Source organism: Pseudofrancisella aestuarii, from assembly GCF_003574475.2.
Taxonomy (GTDB): domain Bacteria; phylum Pseudomonadota; class Gammaproteobacteria; order Francisellales; family Francisellaceae; genus Francisella; species Francisella aestuarii.
The window spans coordinates 478,357-497,075 of record NZ_QLIS02000001.1 but is presented as its reverse complement, the minus strand read 5'-3'; the positions used below and the strand labels follow the sequence as shown (position 1 = coordinate 497,075).

Below are 18,719 nucleotides of genomic sequence, written 5' to 3'. Positions count from 1 at the left end.
TGTTCACAGCAGCTAAAATGGTTTTAAATAGATATAAACTATTTTTTATTAGAATATACTCTAGTAAAAATAATACTAATAAATACAGAAAGTATAATTATAAAATAGATTAATGACATTCCAACTTTATTCCAAATAGTATAACTATCTGTAGAATAGATAGTTCCTTCTAAATTGGCTTGAGTATCTTTAGGAAGTAGACTTTGAAGTTTACCATTAGGTTCAATTATAGCTGTTAAGCCATTATTAGTTGTTTGAAGTACATATTTGCCTGTTTCTATAGCTCTTACTTGAGATATTTGAAGATGCTGTGGTCTAGCAATCGAGTCTCCAAACCAAGAATCATCACTAATAACAGAAATAAAACCAGCATTTTGCAATTGGTCTCTAACTTGTTCTGGATAAGCAATTTCATAACAAATAAAATTAGCCACTTTGTTTCCAGACATTTCCATAAGAGGTTGAGTATATTTACCTGGAGTGAAGTTACTTAAGCCTGCTTTTTCTACCGAATAACTAAAAGAAGAGATTATAGGAAAATATTCACCAAATGGAACAAGATGATGTTTACTGTAGGTTCCAGAACCATCTCCAACAACTATCGATGAGTTATAGTAATTTTTATCATTATCAATGCTTAATGAACCAACTAGAATTGAATTATTATGTTCTTTGGCTACATGGTTTAATTCATTAAAATAACTTCGTGTATATTCTCTATAAGCTGGGATAGCATTTTCTGGTAAAAATATAATGGAATTACTATATTTATTTGCTATTTCTTTATAGTAATTTTTCATTTTATTAAAATTATTGTAATCCCACTTAAAGCCTTGGACGAAATCTCCTTGCACTAATACTACTTTCTGTGGAGATCCACTATCTTTATACCAGTGACATAAAGATAGTCCATAACCAATGATATATAGACAAACTACAGTTATAGCACAGATTGCAATATTTTTATTTTTTGTAGAAGTCAGAATTAATTGGTTAATTAGAATAGCTATGAAAGCTACTATATAACTCGAGAAATAAACTCCACCAATAGCTGAATACCATATTAAAGGACTTTCTGTTTGGGAATAACCAAGAGAAACCCAAGGAAATCCTCCCCATAAAACATTAGCTTTAAAAATTTCAAATAATGTCCATAATGCTGGATATAGGATAATTTTTGAGATTCTAGAATTTTTATTTACTAGAAAATGTATTGCTAAAACAAATGGGATGGGTAGTAAAAAAGAGAGTAAAATAATTAAAGCAATAGCTGTTATTACACCAATAGGTAAGGATTGAGTAAAAAGACTAATACTTATATAAACCCATGAAACACTTGTAGAGAAAAAACCTAGTCCAAAAAACAGCCCAGTTAATGATTTTTTTAATTTACCTTCTGACTTATCAACTAAATAAAAGAATAAGCATAAAGCTAATATAGCTAGGAAGTCTATCCTAAAAGGAGCGAATGCTAAAGTAAGCGAAGCTCCGCTTATGAAAGCTAGTAAGGCAAAAACTATATTTTTCTTCATTATTTTTTAATTTTTTCTACTAAGATATTTATAATTTTACGATTATTAGAGTCATTAACAGTAAATATAAAATTACCAACAGTAACACTCTCACCTTTTTTAGGCAGATGCTCTAGAATTTGAATAATCATTCCAGCAACTGTATCAAAATCATCCTCTTCATCTATTTCAGTGCCAAAATATTCATTAAACTCTTCTATAGATGTTGTTGCATCAATTATAAATTTATCTTCAGTTAATTTTTTAATAGTCTGATTTATAGTATCAAACTCATCATCAATGTCACCTACAATTTCTTCCAAAATATCTTCTATAGTTATAAGTCCAGAGATTGCTCCATATTCATCTACAACTATAGCAATATGGTTTTGACTATTTTTGAAATCTTTTAATAGCGCATCTAGTTTTTTTGTTTCAGGGATAAATATGGCAGGGCGTAATATTCCTTTAATATCATTAGCATCAAGTTCTTTACTTGTTCTATCTTCAACTTCTATATCAAAGATTAATTTTAATAAGTCTTTAGCATGTAAAATTCCAATAATATCTTCTTTGTCATCTGCAAAAACAGGAATTCTAGTATGAGATGATTGTATGACTTTCTTTAGAATCTCTTTTATAGACATTCCTAAATCTACAGTAACCATTTTAGTTCTAGAAAGCATTATGTCACCAACATCTAGAGATGCTATTCGCATTACTCCTAAAATCATATCTTTAGATTTAATGTCAATTACTTCATTCTTTACAGCTTTTGAAATAGCTAGATAAAGATCATCCTCAGTTTTAATATTAAAAAGACTAGAAGTTATCTTATCTAAGAAACTATGTTTATGTTCTTTCTTTTCTGTATTTTCAGAATTATCCGTCATGCTAAATCCTCTTTATATGGATTAGGAATATTTAATTCCTGTAATAATTTTATTTCTAAAGTTTCCATTTTATCAGCGTCTTTATCATTTTCATGATCATAACCTAATAAATGTAAAATGCCATGTATAAAAATATGACACCAGTGGTTATCTAAAGTCTTGTTTTGCTCAATAGCTTCTTTTTCTAAAATATCTGGTGCAATGATGATATCTCCTAAAAAGTCACCCATAATGTCATCGGGTAAGCCTTCTGGCTTATCAAAAGGAAAAGATAATATATTTGTAGCTTTATCTTTTTTACGATATTGATTATTTATAGATTGAATTTCATCGTTAGAGACAATATTCACATTGATACTTGAGTTTTTTAGGTTATGGTATTCTAAGACTATATTATAACACTTAAGTAAGATTTCCCTTGAGGGGTGTTCATAATCATCATCATTTATAATATTTAAATCTATATTATTCATGGTGTTTTTGTTTCTCTATTTTATCTTCGTATTTATCGTAGGCTTTAACTATTCTTTGGACTATTTGATGACGAACTATATCTACAGGTTTAAGATAAGTGATAGCTATACCATCAACATTATGAAGTATATCTATAGCGTTTCTCAATCCTGATGTTATATTTTTTGGTAAATCAACCTGAGTAATATCACCAGTTATAACAGCAGTTGTATTAAAACCTATTCTGGTTAGGAACATTTTCATTTGTTCTTTTGTAGTATTTTGGCTTTCGTCTAATACTATAAAAGCATCATTAATTGTTCTACCTCTCATATAAGCTAAGGGAGCTATTTCTATAGCTTGCTTTTCAATAAGTTTAGTTACTTTTTCAACTCCCATGAAATCAAAAAGAGCATCATACATTGGTCTAAGGTAAGGGTCTACTTTTTGAGTTAGGTCACCAGGGAGAAAGCCAAGTTTTTCACCAGCCTCAACAGCAGGGCGAACAAGAACAATTCTTCTTACAGTACCTTTTTCATAGGCAGCTACAGCACATGCTATAGCCAAGTATGTTTTACCAGTACCAGCTGGGCCAACTCCAAAAGTAACATAGTTATTCTCTATATTATTTAGATAAATTGCTTGGTTTTTTGTTCTAGCTTTTAATTGCTTACTTCTAAGCTGAATCTCATATTCTGTAATAGCTTCTTGAGCATGTTTTTTCTTCTCAGTTTCTTCTTTAGCTGTAGCATTTAAAATCGTTGTGATTTGAGCCAAATCAAAGTCTGAATTACCAGCTAATATTTCTGCATAGCATGATTTTATAAATCGTTTAGCTTGAGTATTATTTACACTAGATTCGCTAGAAATTTCAAATTCATCAGCGCGATGTTTTATTTCTACATGAAAGTAAGATTCTATTGCTCGAATATTTTCGTCAAGATTACCACATAGTACCATCATTGCGTCATAGCTGTATGGCTCTAATGTGAATTGGGTTTTATTCATATATTAGACAAGTTCTCCTCTTAATGAATGAGGTAATGCTTCTGTAATTTTAACCTTAGTAAATTGTCCAATCAAAGATTTATCACCTATAAAATTAACGATTCTATTATTTTCTGTTCTACCAGCAAGTATATTATCATCTTTTTTAGATGTTCCTTCAACAAGGATTCTTTGTTCTGTACCGACCATTTGTCTTGAGATTATTTGAGCATTATTATCTAATAATGTTTGTAATCTTTTTAGACGTTCTTTTTTTACTTCCATAGGAGTGTCATCTGGTAGATCAGCAGCAGGAGTTCCAGGACGCTTACTATAAATAAAGCTAAATGATTGATCAAAATGAACATCTTTTACTAAATCTAATAGCTTTTGGAAATCCTCTTCTGTTTCTCCAGGGAAGCCAACTATGAAGTCAGATGATATAGTTATATCCGGTCTGATAGCTCTCAGTTTTCTAATTTTTTGTTTAAATTCTAAAATAGTATGATTTCTTTTCATATTTATCAGAATTCTATCTGAACCATGCTGCACAGGTAAGTGTAAATGATTAGCTAGTTCTGGAACTGTTGCATAAGCATCAATAAGGTTTTGAGAAAACTCAACAGGATGAGAAGTTGTAAATCTAATCCTTTCGATACCATCAATTTCTGCTATGAAATGAATTAACAAAGCTAAATCAGCAACCTCACCATTTTCCATAGGGCCTAAGTAATGATTTACATTTTGTCCAAGTAGAGTAATTTCTTTTACACCTTGCTCAGCAAATGAAGCACATTCTGCTAGGACATCTTCAAATGGTCTATTAACTTCAGGTCCGCGAGTATATGGAACCACGCAATATGAACAATATTTATCACAACCTTCCATAATTGACACAAAAGCTTTAGAACCTTCAGCTTTAGGTTCTGGCAAGTAGTCAAACTTCTCAATTTCTGGGAAAGAAATATCTACTTGAGATTCATTTGTCTGTCTTTTTTGCTTAATCATTTCTGGCAATCTATGAATAGTTTGAGGTCCAAAAACTAGATCAACAAACGGAGCTCTTTTAATGATATTTTCACCTTCTTGAGATGCCACACATCCGCCAACACCTATTACTAGGTCTTCATTTTTCTTTTTAAGATTTTTCCATCTACCTAATTCATGGAAAACTTTCTCTTGAGCTTTTTCTCTAATAGAACAAGTGTTTATTAGTATAATATCAGCTTCTTTATAGTCATCAGTTTTTACTGTATTAAAATGTTGGTCTAGGACTTCATGCATTCTAGATGAGTCGTACTCATTCATTTGACAGCCTAGAGTTTTTATAAAAACTTTTTTAGTATCTTTCATTATTAACCTTTAGAAGAATTTAAGTTAAAAAGTAACATATATAATAATCGGCAAAATTCTAACATAAAAAATATATAAAAGCACTTTCAATATGGAACTGGCTAATGCAGAATACTCAGATATTTTGCTTAACTTTACTTATTGTTTATAGATGCAACAAAATCAGTTTACAGATTCAGATATTTGGCAATACTGTCTGGAGCATACTCAGGCATTATCTCCAAAATTACAAAGCTTAATTAAAGACACACAGATCAATGTTCATGGTTCACAAATGCTATCTGAAAAAATTGTAACAAAGATACTACAACTTTTAGTTTTCACTACAAATGCAAAATTATGTGTAGATGTTGGTACTTATACAGGATTATCAGCTTTAGCAATGGCTGAGGTAACTAGTGATGATGCAGTTATCTATACCATAGATAAAAAGAATCAAGCAGGCAATGGGCTGGCACAAAGCTATTTCCAAGATGAGCCTAAAATAAAATATATAATCGGTGATGCTGTCGATGTAATTCCAACTTTGCCAAATAATATAGATATAGCATTCATAGATGCAGATAAAGTACAAACTAAAAGCTACTTTGATATTTTGATAAATAAGCTATCAGATCGTGGAGTAATAATTGTTGATGATATTTTATGGAGAGGAGAAGTATTAAATCCTAATGATAAAAGAGCAAAAGCATTAGATGAGTTTAATAAATACATTATGTCTAGAGGAGATCTTGATAATGTGGTTTTGCCTATCAGGCATGGAATAAACTTAATAAGAAAGATATAAGGAGAAAAAGTGAAAAAGATAATAATAGGAATGCTATTAGTATTACAAGGTAGTATCGGAATAAGTTATGCTACAGGCTGTGACTATCCAAACATTGATGGAGTTAAGTGGTACCATATATCTGATGAAAAAAGAGCAATTTATTTAGAAGTTTATAATATAGCCGCAGAAAAAATTAAAGCAGAAGTAGAGTCTCAAAAACTACAAAAAGGTCAATGGGGTATTATTTTAGATATAGATGAAACTACTTTAGATAACTCATTAAATGAGTATGAGAACTATAAAACTTATGAATTCAATGAAGATGAATATAACAAAGCAAAAGGTGTATCATTACCAGGTGCTAAAATGTTAGTTAATTTAGTCCATAATTTAGGCGGGTATGTTAGCTTTGTCACTAATCGTAATGGTGAGGCAAAGGGTAGGGTTGAGGCAACTGTGAAAAATTTGAAACAAGAAGGCATTTATTTTGATCAGGTAATTTTTGCAAATGGAGAAGAGAAGGTTGCCCATAATAAGAATCCAAGATTTAAAGCAATAGAAACTGGTAAATATCTAGATGATATTATATTAACTAATAAATTACCTGCTCATGAAGTAATAGCTTATTTTGGCGATAATATTCAAGATTTTCCAAATATGACTCAAGATAATATGCGTAAAGTCGATGACGATGGTTATTCAATGTTTGGTAAAAAGTATTTTATGTTTCCAAATCCAACTTATGGTAGCTGGCAGTAGATTACATGGAAAGGAAAATCTATGTAAGCATAGTTATTGTAGTAATAGCTATAATCGGGATGGTTTATTATACAAGCTATCAAAATCAACAGTTAGATAAACAAGCGGTAAGAGCAGTTTATCCAGTAGATAAACAAGCTATTTATAACGGTTTGCTATTAGCAAATACTAAAGGTGACCCAAGCAGATACAATACATATCTATATTTTCCAAATGAAAATCAGCTTTTAGATAATATTCCACAATGTGTAGAGCCAACAAAGGCTCAGGCAGAAGAGTTTTTAAGGGCATATAGTAAAGTTTACACATATATCCTAAATCAGAATCTAATAAAATCAAATAATCCACAGGAAATAGGTGAATATACAAAGCAGGTTTTAGATTTTATATATAACTATCAAAGCTTTGAGTACTTTAGAGATTTATATGCTGTACAAGTAGTTAGAGATTTTTTTAATGCAGGTAAAAGTATAAATGGAACTACTGAGGCTGAATATCAGACTTACTACTTGGATAATAATGTTGATACGCCTATAGAGATAACAGGAGTAACTCCAGAGCAGATAGCGAATACAGTATTTACACAATCAGAACAGAAAGAATTAGCTAAAGCAGAAAGTCAGCTTTTAACACAAGTTAGTGAGAATTGTGTACAGGCTGGGTATAGCACTGATTTTTATTCTATTTGGTGGGCAGGTTTACCAAGTCAGGGCTTACTAGGAGTAACTAGTCAAGTTGATATGATGTATGACATATTTTTTAAATCATATTATATGTTAATAGGTTATCAGAAATTGAATAAGCTACCAGCAAATACTAATGTTTGGCAAGTTATGTCAAAGCATATCAACTTTGTAAAAGAGGTAATGCAACAAACATTAGATGATATGGAAACTAATCAGCTTATACTAAATACTCTAACAGCTGAGATGTTACAAGATGATTTTAAAAATCAAAATTACTCATTGCCATTGAGAGTGACATTATTTATGAAATTTATAAATCAAACAAAATATAAACATAATTATGTAGATATATATAAAAAGCTCTCAGATAAGTTTGTAAACGAAGACTATTTCATTTTTCAAAGTTTTATATCATGGGGGCAAAATGGAAAGCTAACAGAGAGTAACTTTACAATGCGATGTAATTCTATCAGAAAAATGATAATGAAAAATTACTATTTTGATAAGTATGAGTATTCTGGTTTAGTTTACTCTTTTGTACTTTCATCATGCGATAAAAAACAATACAAACAAGAATATTTAAAACAGAAAAAACTTTATGAATCGTTAATGTAAAAGGAGATAAAATGAGCAACTATATTGATAATTTGAACTCTCGAAGTGATCTTAACAGCAGATAGAGCTATTAGAAGTTAAGATGATTAATAGCCGTATAATTATCTAATGAGAATCAATAAAAAACTAAAACTAGTTGTTGAGGAACATAAATATTGTTAAAATGAAGCCGGAGTAAATAACTCTGTTAAACTTGATAAAATAATAATTATTATAAAATAACTAAAAGGAAGTGAAACAATGTCTAGAATATCATCTTTACAAGACCCATTTTTAAATGCTTTAAGAAAAGAAAAAGTAAGTGTATCTATTTATTTAGTTAACGGTATTAAGCTACAAGGTCAAGTAGAAGCTTTTGATCAATTTTGTATAGTTTTAAGAAACACAGTAAACCAAATGGTTTACAAGCATGCAATATCAACTATTGTTCCAGCTAAAAGCGTTAGATTGGTATATAGTTCTTATAATCAGTATCACCAAGGTGCAGAAAATTCTAACGAAAATGACAATGGTGATGATGTTGAACAAGTTTACTCTGAAGATTTAGAGATAGAAGAGAATAATAACGCTAATCAATAATATCTTGTTTTATCCTTATCTTTTTTGTGATTCCATTGTTGAGGTATATTAGTAAATGGAATTTTTCCAATCTTATGAATCAGGTAGCAAATGTCTACTTGTTAATATCACTTTTAAATATCATAGAGGCTTAAATGCTGATTTGGCTGAACTAGAAGGTTTGGTTATAGCAGCAGATAAAGTTGCACTAACTAGTCTTAGTTTTAATCATCCAGAGCCAGATATTAAATATTTCTGTGGCTTAGGTAAAATGGAGATGATTAAACAAAAGCTAGATGAGTTAAAAGCTGATTTAGTCGTATTTAATCACCCACTTAGCCCATCACAAGAAAGAAATATTGAAAAGTTTCTTGAGTGTAAGGTTATAGATAGAACTAGGTTGATCCTTGAAATCTTTTCACTAAGAGCTAAAACTCATGAAGGGCAACTACAGGTTGAATTAGCACAACTTAACTACCAATCTACAAGGCTAGTAAAAGGCTGGAGTCACTTAGAAAGACAAAAGGGTGGTATTGGTGTAAGAGGTGGACCAGGTGAAACTCAGTTAGAGATTGATAGGCGTTTAATTAGGCAAAGAATTAAGCAAATTACCCAGAAGTTAGAAAAAGTAAAGCACCATAGAGATTTGAGCAGATCATCACGTAAAAAGCATAATATTCCAACGATATCTTTTGTTGGATATACAAATGCTGGTAAATCTACATTATTTAATAAAATTACAAATGCAGATGTTTTTGTGAAAGATCAGCTTTTTGCAACTCTTGATCCGACATTGAGAAAAGTTAATGTTCCTAAGCTAGGTAGTGTAATTTTTTCTGATACGGTGGGTTTTATAAGAAATCTTCCTCATGATTTAGTAGAGGCTTTTCATGCAACTTTGGAAGAGGCTATAGAGTCAGATCTATTAGTACATGTGATTGATTATTCTGATGAAGATTATAAAGGATATATTGAGCAAGTAGATAAAGTGCTTGATGAAATAGGTGCTTCAGATAAACCTATGATTTGTGTGTATAATAAAATTGATAAAATAGAACATGTTGATAAAGGTCTTGTTGATTTAGATGATGCAGATAGTAATATAGTATCAAGAGTCTATTTGTCTGCACAAACAGGAGAAGGGCTAGATTATTTTTTTGATGCTTTAGCTAGATTTTTTAATAAATCATGGATAACAGGGCAATTAGAATTAGAACCAAAATATTCAAAAATACGCTCTGAATTATATGATTTGGGCGTTGTTGAAAAAGAAGATCTTTCTGAAAATGGTAATTATTTATTAGATATTAATATTTCAGAGAGTGACTTTGAGAGCTTTATTAGAGAGTTTGAAGTAGATTTAAGTAAATTTTTAAAAGTAATAAATACTTAGGAAAAGTTGTAATGAGTGAAAAAATAACCAAAAAGAAGTGGTTTTGGAGTAAGAATTCTGAGCAAGGTGGTCCACCAGATTTAGAAGAAATGATAAAGAAGTTTTTTTCCAGAAAGAAAAAGTCTGGAGATTCTGGAGAGAGTATTTATTCAAAGAATGCTAAAAAATATGAAAAACCACCAATAGCAAAAATTGTGTGGATAGGTATAGCTATTTTAATTGTTGCATGGGGACTTTTTGGTTTTTATGTTGTTCAACCAGCAGAACAGGCGGCAGTATTAAGGCTTGGGAAATTCTCTAAAATGGAAGGGCCGGGTCTTCATTGGCACCCTATAGGCATTGATAAAGTTTATAAAGAGAATGTACAAGAGCTAAAAACGACATCTTTAAAAAGAGATATGCTTACATCTGAAGAAAACATTGTGCATATTTCGTTTACTGTTCAATATCGCATTGCAAACTTAGAAAATTATTTATTTGCTAATAATGATCCAACTAACTTATTACAACAAGCTTTAGAAAGTGCTGTTAGACAGGTTGTTGGAGAAAATAAACTAGAACAGATATTAACTACAAATAGAGCAGTTATTACACAACAAGTTAGAGAGGAAATGGAAGCATTACTTAAAACTTATAAGTCAGGAATTTATGTAAGTGAAGTGATTATGCAACCAGCTCAAGCTCCAGATGCAGTTAAAAGTGCATTTGATGATGTAATAAAAGCTAGAGAAGATAGGGAAAGGGCGCAAAATGATGCTGAAGCTTATGCCAATAATATTATTCCAGTAGCAGAAGGTAAGGCTCAAAGGATTTTAGATCAAGCTAATGCATATAAACAAAAAATTGTGTTAGAAGCGCAGGGTGATATAGCACAATTTGAACATCTACTTCCTATATATAAGAGTAATCCTGATATTGTTACTAACCAAATGTACTTTGATACGATCACAGAAGTTTTACAGCACAATAAAGTATTCCTTATAGATGGTGATGGTGCTAAAAACATCTTTTATGGTTTAGATAAAGCTCAAGAAAAAGCTTTGTTACCAAATTCAAATTCAAATGGGAGTAACTAAGATATGAATAAATTTGCAAAAATATTCTTAGTTTTAATTATTGTAGGAATTGTAGTTGGGCTAAGTACAAAGTTTATAGTAAAGCAAGGAACAGAGTCAGTTCTATTAAGACTTGGTGAGTTAGTAACAGATAAAGATGGTAATGTAATTGAATATAAGCCAGGTATCCATGTGAAAATTCCTCTTGTTGACACTGTTAAGAACTATGATATGAGAAATAGAATTTTAACAGCTGACTCAGCAAGGGTTGTTACAAAAGAGCAAAAAGATGTTCTTATTAATGCTTACGTTGTCTGGAAAATTGATAATATTTCTAAATTCTTTATAAGTACAAGTGGAGATGTATTTAGAGCGGAAACTTTATTAAAACAGTTTTTAGAATCATCTTTAAGAGCAGAAGTAGGTAATAATGATATTCAAAGCCTAATAAATAATAATCGTGATAAATTAATGATTGCTTTAACAAAAAATGTTCAAGAGCAATCTAAGCAAATAGGCGTAACTATTATTGATGTGCGAGTTAAACAAATTGATTTACCGGATACAGTTACTGACTCTATTTACGAAAGAATGAAATCTTCTCGTCATAAAGTTGCAGCATCTATTAGAGCAGAAGGTTTGCAACAAGCTGAAAAAATTAAAGCAGCTGCAGATGCTAAGGTAACTGTCACAATGGCAGAAGCAGATAAAGAATCAAAAACTATAAGAGCTGAGGCAGATGCTAAAGCCGCTAAGATATTTACAGATTCTTATTCAAAATCTGTACCATTATATCAGTTCTTAAAAAGTATGAACTCATATAAAGAAAGCTTTAATAGTGAAAATGAAGTTGTATTTATGTTGAAACCAAGTGGTAAATTCTTTGAAGGATTTAAGCTTGATAGTAAGCTAGCAAAAGATATACAACAGGCAAAGTAAGAGGGGTTTTATGAGCAAACAAATAAAAGTATTATTTATTTGTAAAGGAAATATATGTAGATCTCCAACAGCTCATGGTATTTTTAGAGATTTGGTGAAAAAAGAATCATTAGAAAATGTTATTGAAGTTGCATCTGCTGGAACAAGCTCTAGAGAATGGCATCATGAGGGTAATCCAGCTGATAAACGAGCTGTAAAAATGGCATCAATTTATGACTGTGATCTTTCAGACCTCATATCTGCACAGCTAGAGTTAGAACATTTTGATGTTTATGACTACTTAGTTGTTATGGATTATGAAAATATTGATACTATGAAACTAATGTTTCCCCAAGCCAATTTTTCTAAAGTATCAAGATTACTTAAATATGCACCAACTATTATTTTAGAAGAAGTTCCAGATCCTTATTATGAGAATAATTTTGAGAAAGTTTTTTTAATGATAGATACAGCTTGCCATGGACTTTTAGATCAAATAAAGAAAGAGCATAAGTTATGATAAATTATCAAAAAGCAAAGTATATAATGGGAGCAGCCAAAGTTTCTCAGCTACCTGCAGATGTGGGTATAGAAGTAGCCTTTGCAGGAAGGTCAAATGCAGGTAAATCGAGTGCATTAAATACGCTTACTGGACAGAGAGGCTTAGCAAGAGTTAGTAAAACACCAGGAAGGACTCAATTAATTAATTTATTTTGGCTTGATGATGAAAGAAGATTGGTAGACTTACCTGGGTATGGCTATGCTAAAGTTTCTGAGGCTATAAAAAAAGTTTGGCAAAAAGAAATGGAATTTTATGTTACGGAAAGACAATGCTTAAAAGGGCTTGTGCTTTTAGTAGATTCCAGACATGAACTAAAAGAATTTGATTGTCTAATGATGGAAATGGCAATATCTTGTAATATGAATTTACATATTCTTTTGACTAAAGCAGATAAGCTTAATAATAAAGAAAAAGCTGAGGCTATTACTATGGTTAAGAGCTTTCTAAAAAATTATAAGTCAGCAGATAATATATCTTTTCAATTATTTTCTTCTATGAGTAAGCTTGGTTTAGATGAGCTTAAATCAAAATTAGATGAATGGTTCGAATAATTTTTATTATTTGGTATTTCTTCTTTATATTCTTAAATATTAATAAAGCTCGCTCAGCTATATAATAATTGCATACTTTAATCACAATAAAGTATAGTTACAATTAAGTCATTCTTTATCTTAATTTATGGAAAAAGTATTAGCAAATAAACATCCTAAAGGGCTGTGGTTTATTATAGCGATTTATATGTGGGAGTATTTTAGCTTTTATGGAATGAGAGCTTTATTAATACTGTATCTTACTCAAGAGCTTTTATTAGGTGATCATTATTCCTATGCAGTTTACGGGGCTTTTGCATCTTTGGTATATATGACTCCTATATTGGGAGGCTTAGCCGCTGATAAATTATTGGGATTTAGAACTGCAGTTATTATAGGCGCTATTTTAATGGCGTGTGGGCATATTATTATAGGTATAGATGGTAAAGATTTATTATTCTTAGGAATGTCTTTTATTATTTGTGGTTATGGCTATTTTAAAAGTAATGTTCCTTGTTTATTGGGGCAGTTATATGAGAAAGATGATCCTAGAAGAGATTCAGCATTTACATTACTATATTTAGGTGGAAATATAGGAAGTATATGTGCCCCAGTTGCTTGTGGTGTGGTTGCTAATATATATGGATGGGACTATGGTTTTGGACTGGCTGGTGTAGGAATGCTATTTGGCTTAGCAATATTCTTATTGGGACAAAAATATGTTCCAAAAGTAAAGCCTGAAAAAATTTCTAATTTAGGCAACAAAAGTCTTGTTTGGTTTATTTTAGTTTTAACGATAATTATTGTAACAGTTAGCTATTTTGCTCTTAAAAACCAATATGAAATTTATTTAATTACAGCAACTACAATATTTAGTGTTATATGGTATATAAAAATAGTTGTTTCTACTGATATTAAGACACGCAAAACTCTACTTTTAATTATTCCTTTTTTAATTTTTGGTATTCTATTTTGGGTGTTTGATGAGCAAATGTTTACCTCGGTTGAGCTTTTCATCGAGAGAAATGTAGATACAACTTTATTTGGATATGATTTACCAGCAAGTGTTTTTGTATCTATAAATCCATTGTCAATTATTCTTGGAGGTTTTTTTCTTGCATGGGTATGGAAAAGGTTTAAAGCACTTGATGATGATTTTGGTAGAATGATTAAGTTTGTTTTTGGATTTATTCTTCAACTAGTTTCTTTTGTTATCTTGATAGTTGCGGCTAAAGAAGCAATAATTTTGGGTAAAGCTTCAGCTATATGGGTTATTGTTTCGTTATTCTTCTTAGGATTATCAGAGCTTTTTATAGACCCTATAGCGCTATCAGAGATTACGGGAATAAGTGATAAGCAGCACTCTGGATTTTTATCTGCAGTATACTTTTTATTTACAGGAAGTATTGCTGGATTTATTGCATCACGCTTTGCACAAATGGCTGCATTCAAAGATGTTACAACTTCAGATACAAATGAGTTAGTTACTCAAGCTAATCTCTTTTTGGAATTGTTTTCACATATAGCTCTAATTATAGTTGGTATGATAGTTTTATGGCTTATTTTATCTTTAGTTATAAAAAGACTAAAATAAAAGTTTTTTAGTGACAAATAAAAAATGGATAAACAGCTATAATTTGACTGTTTAATTCTATCACTCTTGCAATATCTCTTTCAGTTGCTGGTATATTTAGTTCTTGAAATAGAATTTTCAGTTTATTTTCTTTATTTCTACCTATATAGCGACATTTGTCAGAAGGTTTTTTTTCTCTGACAATAATATCAGAGAAGTTTATATCAAATATATTATTAGCCTTTAACCAATTTATAACATTGTCTTTAGTTGGAGATGATGGTGGATAAGTATTATTTTGTTTTAAGATACTTAGCTTTCCATAAGTAAGACAGAGATTATAATTGTTTATAGAAACTTGCCATCCTGTAAGGGCAGTAGTATTTAATGCATTAATAATAGATTCTGTTTGGTTAGCCTTTAAACTAATTCCTGTATTTTCTTTAAACCATAGGTGTAAAATATTTTCTTGTATATCAGTATCTAGATTTATTAATTTTTCTAATATTAGCTGCTCACTTTCTAAGATGCTATCTAATTGTTTTTTTAAAAGCTTTGATAAAGTGTTATGATTTTTAGCACATAAGTTTGCCGATCTAGTTAAAGTTTGATTAATGCTGGGACTTATTTCTTTTAATAAAGGAATTATCTTATGCCTAATAAAGTTTCTTTGATATTTAATATCTTCGTTACTATCATCATCAACCCATGTTATTTTATTTTGATAAGCAAATTCTTCGATATCTTTTCTAGAAATATCTAGTAATGGTCTAAAAACATAACCATGATTTAGTTTTCTCAATCTAGGCATAGATGATAATCCAGCAGGTCCAGCACCTCTAATAGCTTGAATTAGAAAGGTTTCAGCTTGATCATCTAAATGATGTCCTAATATTAGTAATGGACTGTCAGAAGTAGACATTTGTTTTTCAAAAAAAGCCATTCTTTGGTTACTTGCCCAAGCTTCAAAACTTTCACCTTTAGGTGCCTTCTCTAGTTTATGTGAAATAAATTTTATATTTTTGTTAGAGCATATTGTTCTACAATGATTCTCCCAACTATCAGCATTATGATTAATCGCATGATTAATATGTATAGCAGTAACGGGAATATTATTTATTTGAGAAACAATTTCTATGATAACGCTAGAGTCTATACCACCACTATAACCAACAAGAATATGAGAAGGTTTTAAGTGTGATATTTCTTTTATAATTGGAGAAAAAAGCATTTTACATTAAATATCTGGCTCTAATAGTCCCTTTAATATTTTTGAATTCCGCAACAAGCTCTCTAGCTTGATCAGAATTTGATTGGATGTCCATTACTACATATCCAACTTTTTCAAGAGTTCTGAGATATTGACCATCAACGTTTATATTTTTATCTGCTAATATTTGGTTTATTTTATTCATCATTCCAGGAATGTTCTCATGAATATGTAGAATTCTATGACTACTAGCGTGAGAAGGTAATGAAAGTTCTGGGAAATTAACAGCATTTAACGTTGAGCCATTATCAGAATATTTAACTAGTTTTGTACTAACTTCAGTCGCAATATTTTCTTGAGCTTCAATAGTACTTCCACCAATATGAGGTGTTAAAAATACATTATCAAATTTTGTCAATGGGCTTACAAATGACTCTTCTTTTGATGATGGTTCTTTAGGGAACACATCAATAGCAGCGCCTTTTAATTTTTTAGTTTCTAAAGCATTTACAAGAGCGCTAATATCGACTACATTTCCACGAGAAGCATTTATCAGTATAGAATTTTCTTTCATTTGCTCAAACTGATCTTTAGAAATCATATTTTTTGTAGATGGTAATTGAGGTACGTGAAGAGAGACTACATCTGATTTATTCAATAATTCATTTAAGCTTTTTACTTGAGTAGCATTTCCTAAAGGTAATTTTTCTTCAACATCATAGAAGATAACATTTAAACCAACACTTTCAGCAAGAATACCTAATTGTGTTCCTATGTGTCCATAACCGATAATGCCTAAAGTTTTCCCTCTTACTTCATGTGCAAGATCAGCAGATTTTAACCAAACCCCTTGATGTGTTTTAGCATTTTTATCAATTACATTTCTGATTAGTAACATTGCTTCAGCAAGCACAAGCTCAGCAACACTTCTTGTGTTAGAAAATGGGGCATTAAATACAGGGATACCAAATTCTTGTGCTGTTTGTAAGTCTACTTGATTCGTTCCTATACAAAAACATCCTATAGCTGCAAGATGATCAGAATTTTCTATAACCTCTTTAGTCATCTGAGTCCTTGATCTGATTCCTACAATTTTAAAATCTTTTAGTTTATCTATAAGTTCTTGTCCTTCTAGAGCAGTAGACATTACTTCAATATTTTCATATCCAGCTGCTTCAAATGCATCGACAGCATTTTGATGAATTCCTTCTAATAATAAAATGGGAATTTTCTTTTTACTTAATGAAAGTTGAGACATTTTAGCCAGCCTCCTTAGACTGAAATTTTTCCCTTAATAGCAGGGTGATGTTCATAATTTTCAAACTCAAAATCATCATAGGTATATTCAAAGATAGAGTTTGGTTTGTTTTTAATTTTTAGAGTAGCTAGAGGTAAAGTATTTCTAGATAATTGCTCTTCTACTTGCTCAATATGATTATTATATATGTGGCAATCTCCGCCAGACCATATGAACTCACCAACATCTAGATTACATTGCTGAGCAATCATATGTGTTAATAATGAGTAGCTTGCAATATTAAATGGTACTCCAAGAAAAGCATCAGCACTTCTTTGGGTTAGCATGCAGGAAAGTTTTCCATTAGCTACATAAAATTGAAACATAGCATGGCAGGGCGGAAGGGCAGATTTACCTTTTGCTACATTCTCCTGAGGAGAGAGTTTTTCTGTTGGAATAGCGCAAGGATTCCATGCGGATACAAGTATTCTTCTGGAATTGGGATTATTTCTTAGCATATCAATCACTTCAGCTATTTGATCAATTCCTTCGCCATTGAAGTCTCTCCATTGCTTACCATAGATAGGTCCTAACTCACCGTCTTCAGTTGCCCATTCATTCCATATTTTTACTTTATTATCATTTAGATATTTAACATTAGTATCGCCACTTATAAACCAAAGTAATTCATGAACTACGCTTGGCAAATGAATCTTTTTTGTAGTAACTAATGGAAAACCTTTTTGAAGATCAAAACGCATTTGATAGCCAAAAATACTAATAGTACCAGTACCTGTTCTATCACCTTTCAATACGCCATTCTCTTTAATATATTTCAGGAAATCTAAATATTGTTGCATAATTTATTCTTCCTATTTCTTAAGTAAACAAATATTAAAATAACAATCCCAAGAATAATCATTGGTAATGATAGGATTTGCCCCATAGTTAACCAGTTTAGCCAAATATATCCATATTGTGGATCTGGTTGTCTAAAGAATTCACATATAAACCTAAAAGCGCCATATAAAGTTAAAAACATTCCTAGAACATAGTATCTAGGTTTTGGTTTTATCGTGGTAACCCAGAGAACGGTAAATAATACTACCCCTTCTAATAGAAATTCTAGTAATTGAGAAGGATATCTTGGTAGAGGCCCACCTGTAGGAAAAATCATACCAATAGGAGAGTCTGTAACTTTACCCCAAAGCTCACCATTTATAAAATTACCAATACGTCCAGCACCAAGTCCAATAGGTACCATAGGGCCAAAAAACTCTGCAAGATCAATAGAATTCAGATTATGTTTTCTAGCATATAGCCAAAAAGCAAACATAACTCCTATAAAGCCACCATGAAAAGACATTCCACCATCCCATACATAAAACATACTTAAAGGATTATGAATGTATACAGGAAGATTATAAAAAATTATATAGCCAATTCTACCACCTAATACCACACCTAAAGCAATATAGAAGATGATATCTCCAACTTGCTCAGGCTTGATAATTGAATTAGGTTTTTTTGCTCTATAGACACCTAATATCCATCCAGCAGCAAAACCAAAGAGATACATTAGACCATACCAGTGAACCTTTAATGGACCTAGACTTATAGCTACTGGATCTATGTTTGGATATTGTAGCATTTTTGT

At 30.9% G+C, this 18,719-nt stretch carries 19 protein-coding genes; 10 read left to right on the top strand and 9 right to left on the bottom strand.

The features are described from left to right. Window positions 1–38 precede the first annotated feature (38 nt). The 5 genes from lnt to miaB are packed head-to-tail and all read right to left on the bottom strand — an operon-like array spanning window position 39 to window position 5,197. Window positions 39–1,532: an apolipoprotein N-acyltransferase gene (gene lnt / locus DNK87_RS02585; protein WP_119330347.1), complete on the bottom strand. Its 1,494-nt coding sequence runs from the start codon at window positions 1,530–1,532 to the stop codon at window positions 39–41. Continuing rightward, window positions 1,532–2,404, bottom strand: coding sequence for a CorC family transporter (locus DNK87_RS02580; RefSeq protein ID WP_119330348.1), 873 nt, complete (start codon window positions 2,402–2,404; stop codon window positions 1,532–1,534). The genes lnt and DNK87_RS02580 overlap by 1 nt, the downstream gene beginning before the upstream one ends. Continuing rightward, window positions 2,401–2,877, bottom strand: coding sequence for an rRNA maturation RNase YbeY (ybeY, locus tag DNK87_RS02575; RefSeq protein WP_119330349.1), 477 nt, complete (start codon window positions 2,875–2,877; stop codon window positions 2,401–2,403). Before ybeY ends, DNK87_RS02580 begins: the two co-directional genes overlap by 4 nt. Next, on the bottom strand, window positions 2,870–3,865 hold the full coding sequence (locus DNK87_RS02570; protein WP_119330350.1) for a PhoH family protein: 996 nt from the start codon (window positions 3,863–3,865) through the stop codon (window positions 2,870–2,872). Before DNK87_RS02570 ends, ybeY begins: the two co-directional genes overlap by 8 nt. A gap of 3 nt (window positions 3,866–3,868) precedes the next feature. Beyond that, complete coding sequence (gene miaB / locus DNK87_RS02565; protein WP_071663989.1) at window positions 3,869–5,197, bottom strand: tRNA (N6-isopentenyl adenosine(37)-C2)-methylthiotransferase MiaB; 1,329 nt, start codon at window positions 5,195–5,197, stop codon at window positions 3,869–3,871. A gap of 151 nt (window positions 5,198–5,348) precedes the next feature. Here miaB and DNK87_RS02560 point away from each other — a divergent pair, with 151 nt between their 5' ends. The 10 genes from DNK87_RS02560 to DNK87_RS02515 all read left to right on the top strand — a co-directional run bounded on the left by DNK87_RS02560 (window position 5,349) and on the right by DNK87_RS02515 (window position 14,636). Beyond that, on the top strand, window positions 5,349–5,984 hold the full coding sequence (locus tag DNK87_RS02560) for an O-methyltransferase (RefSeq protein WP_119330351.1): 636 nt from the start codon (window positions 5,349–5,351) through the stop codon (window positions 5,982–5,984). A gap of 9 nt (window positions 5,985–5,993) precedes the next feature. Beyond that, window positions 5,994–6,725: an HAD family acid phosphatase gene (locus DNK87_RS02555; RefSeq protein WP_162523378.1), complete on the top strand. Its 732-nt coding sequence runs from the start codon at window positions 5,994–5,996 to the stop codon at window positions 6,723–6,725. A gap of 5 nt (window positions 6,726–6,730) precedes the next feature. Then, window positions 6,731–8,026, top strand: coding sequence for a hypothetical protein (locus DNK87_RS02550; protein WP_119330352.1), 1,296 nt, complete (start codon window positions 6,731–6,733; stop codon window positions 8,024–8,026). Between the two features lie 240 nt (window positions 8,027–8,266). After that, window positions 8,267–8,605: an RNA chaperone Hfq gene (hfq, locus tag DNK87_RS09050; RefSeq protein WP_119330353.1), complete on the top strand. Its 339-nt coding sequence runs from the start codon at window positions 8,267–8,269 to the stop codon at window positions 8,603–8,605. Window positions 8,606–8,660: 55 nt separating this feature from the next. Then, window positions 8,661–9,977: a ribosome rescue GTPase HflX gene (gene hflX / locus DNK87_RS02540; RefSeq protein ID WP_119330354.1), complete on the top strand. Its 1,317-nt coding sequence runs from the start codon at window positions 8,661–8,663 to the stop codon at window positions 9,975–9,977. Window positions 9,978–9,988: 11 nt separating this feature from the next. After that, the gene (hflK, locus tag DNK87_RS02535) at window positions 9,989–11,053 is read left to right on the top strand and encodes an FtsH protease activity modulator HflK (RefSeq protein ID WP_119330355.1); all 1,065 of its coding nucleotides are present in this window, start codon (window positions 9,989–9,991) and stop codon (window positions 11,051–11,053) included. A gap of 3 nt (window positions 11,054–11,056) precedes the next feature. Next, the gene (gene hflC, locus DNK87_RS02530; RefSeq protein WP_119330356.1) at window positions 11,057–11,971 is read left to right on the top strand and encodes a protease modulator HflC; all 915 of its coding nucleotides are present in this window, start codon (window positions 11,057–11,059) and stop codon (window positions 11,969–11,971) included. Window positions 11,972–11,981: 10 nt separating this feature from the next. Further along, window positions 11,982–12,470: a low molecular weight protein-tyrosine-phosphatase gene (locus DNK87_RS02525; RefSeq protein WP_071664000.1), complete on the top strand. Its 489-nt coding sequence runs from the start codon at window positions 11,982–11,984 to the stop codon at window positions 12,468–12,470. After that, window positions 12,470–13,063 (top strand): ribosome biogenesis GTP-binding protein YihA/YsxC, encoded by a 594-nt coding sequence (gene yihA / locus DNK87_RS02520; RefSeq protein WP_119330833.1) that lies wholly within the window; start codon window positions 12,470–12,472, stop codon window positions 13,061–13,063. Before DNK87_RS02525 ends, yihA begins: the two co-directional genes overlap by 1 nt. Window positions 13,064–13,190: 127 nt before the next feature. Next, complete coding sequence (locus tag DNK87_RS02515) at window positions 13,191–14,636, top strand: peptide MFS transporter (protein WP_119330357.1); 1,446 nt, start codon at window positions 13,191–13,193, stop codon at window positions 14,634–14,636. A gap of 7 nt (window positions 14,637–14,643) precedes the next feature. Here the strand turns inward: DNK87_RS02515 and tilS are convergent, their stop codons facing one another. From tilS to lgt, 4 genes are read right to left on the bottom strand one after another with little or no spacing between them, the layout of a single operon-like run. Then, a complete protein-coding gene (gene tilS, locus DNK87_RS02510) occupies window positions 14,644–15,846 on the bottom strand; it encodes a tRNA lysidine(34) synthetase TilS (protein WP_119330358.1) in 1,203 nt (400 codons plus the stop codon). Between the two features lies 1 nt (window position 15,847). Beyond that, window positions 15,848–17,083, bottom strand: a complete 1,236-nt coding sequence (gene serA, locus DNK87_RS02505) for a phosphoglycerate dehydrogenase (protein ID WP_119330359.1) — start codon at window positions 17,081–17,083, stop codon at window positions 15,848–15,850. A gap of 14 nt (window positions 17,084–17,097) precedes the next feature. Continuing rightward, window positions 17,098–17,922 (bottom strand): thymidylate synthase, encoded by an 825-nt coding sequence (locus DNK87_RS02500; protein WP_119330360.1) that lies wholly within the window; start codon window positions 17,920–17,922, stop codon window positions 17,098–17,100. After that, window positions 17,907–18,713 (bottom strand): prolipoprotein diacylglyceryl transferase, encoded by an 807-nt coding sequence (gene lgt, locus DNK87_RS02495; protein WP_119330361.1) that lies wholly within the window; start codon window positions 18,711–18,713, stop codon window positions 17,907–17,909. Before lgt ends, DNK87_RS02500 begins: the two co-directional genes overlap by 16 nt. Window positions 18,714–18,719: the final 6 nt, after the last annotated feature.

Excerpts from the sequence above, each read along its gene's own strand:
- DNK87_RS02570 (WP_119330350.1), bottom strand. The coding sequence starts at position 3,865 with ATGAATAAAACCCAATTCACATTAGAGCCATACAGCTATGACGCAATG.
- DNK87_RS02560 (WP_119330351.1), top strand. The coding sequence starts at position 5,349 with ATGCAACAAAATCAGTTTACAGATTCAGATATTTGGCAATACTGTCTG.
- tilS (WP_119330358.1), bottom strand. The coding sequence starts at position 15,846 with ATGCTTTTTTCTCCAATTATAAAAGAAATATCACACTTAAAACCTTCT.
- hflK (WP_119330355.1), top strand. The coding sequence starts at position 9,989 with ATGAGTGAAAAAATAACCAAAAAGAAGTGGTTTTGGAGTAAGAATTCT.
- miaB (WP_071663989.1), bottom strand. The coding sequence starts at position 5,197 with ATGAAAGATACTAAAAAAGTTTTTATAAAAACTCTAGGCTGTCAAATG.
- lgt (WP_119330361.1), bottom strand. The coding sequence starts at position 18,713 with ATGCTACAATATCCAAACATAGATCCAGTAGCTATAAGTCTAGGTCCA.
- DNK87_RS02515 (WP_119330357.1), top strand. The coding sequence starts at position 13,191 with ATGGAAAAAGTATTAGCAAATAAACATCCTAAAGGGCTGTGGTTTATT.
- DNK87_RS02525 (WP_071664000.1), top strand. The coding sequence starts at position 11,982 with ATGAGCAAACAAATAAAAGTATTATTTATTTGTAAAGGAAATATATGT.
- DNK87_RS02580 (WP_119330348.1), bottom strand. The coding sequence starts at position 2,404 with ATGACGGATAATTCTGAAAATACAGAAAAGAAAGAACATAAACATAGT.
- serA (WP_119330359.1), bottom strand. The coding sequence starts at position 17,083 with ATGTCTCAACTTTCATTAAGTAAAAAGAAAATTCCCATTTTATTATTA.
- lnt (WP_119330347.1), bottom strand. The coding sequence starts at position 1,532 with ATGAAGAAAAATATAGTTTTTGCCTTACTAGCTTTCATAAGCGGAGCT.
- DNK87_RS02550 (WP_119330352.1), top strand. The coding sequence starts at position 6,731 with ATGGAAAGGAAAATCTATGTAAGCATAGTTATTGTAGTAATAGCTATA.
- ybeY (WP_119330349.1), bottom strand. The coding sequence starts at position 2,877 with ATGAATAATATAGATTTAAATATTATAAATGATGATGATTATGAACAC.
- hflC (WP_119330356.1), top strand. The coding sequence starts at position 11,057 with ATGAATAAATTTGCAAAAATATTCTTAGTTTTAATTATTGTAGGAATT.
- hfq (WP_119330353.1), top strand. The coding sequence starts at position 8,267 with ATGTCTAGAATATCATCTTTACAAGACCCATTTTTAAATGCTTTAAGA.
- hflX (WP_119330354.1), top strand. The coding sequence starts at position 8,661 with ATGGAATTTTTCCAATCTTATGAATCAGGTAGCAAATGTCTACTTGTT.
- DNK87_RS02500 (WP_119330360.1), bottom strand. The coding sequence starts at position 17,922 with ATGCAACAATATTTAGATTTCCTGAAATATATTAAAGAGAATGGCGTA.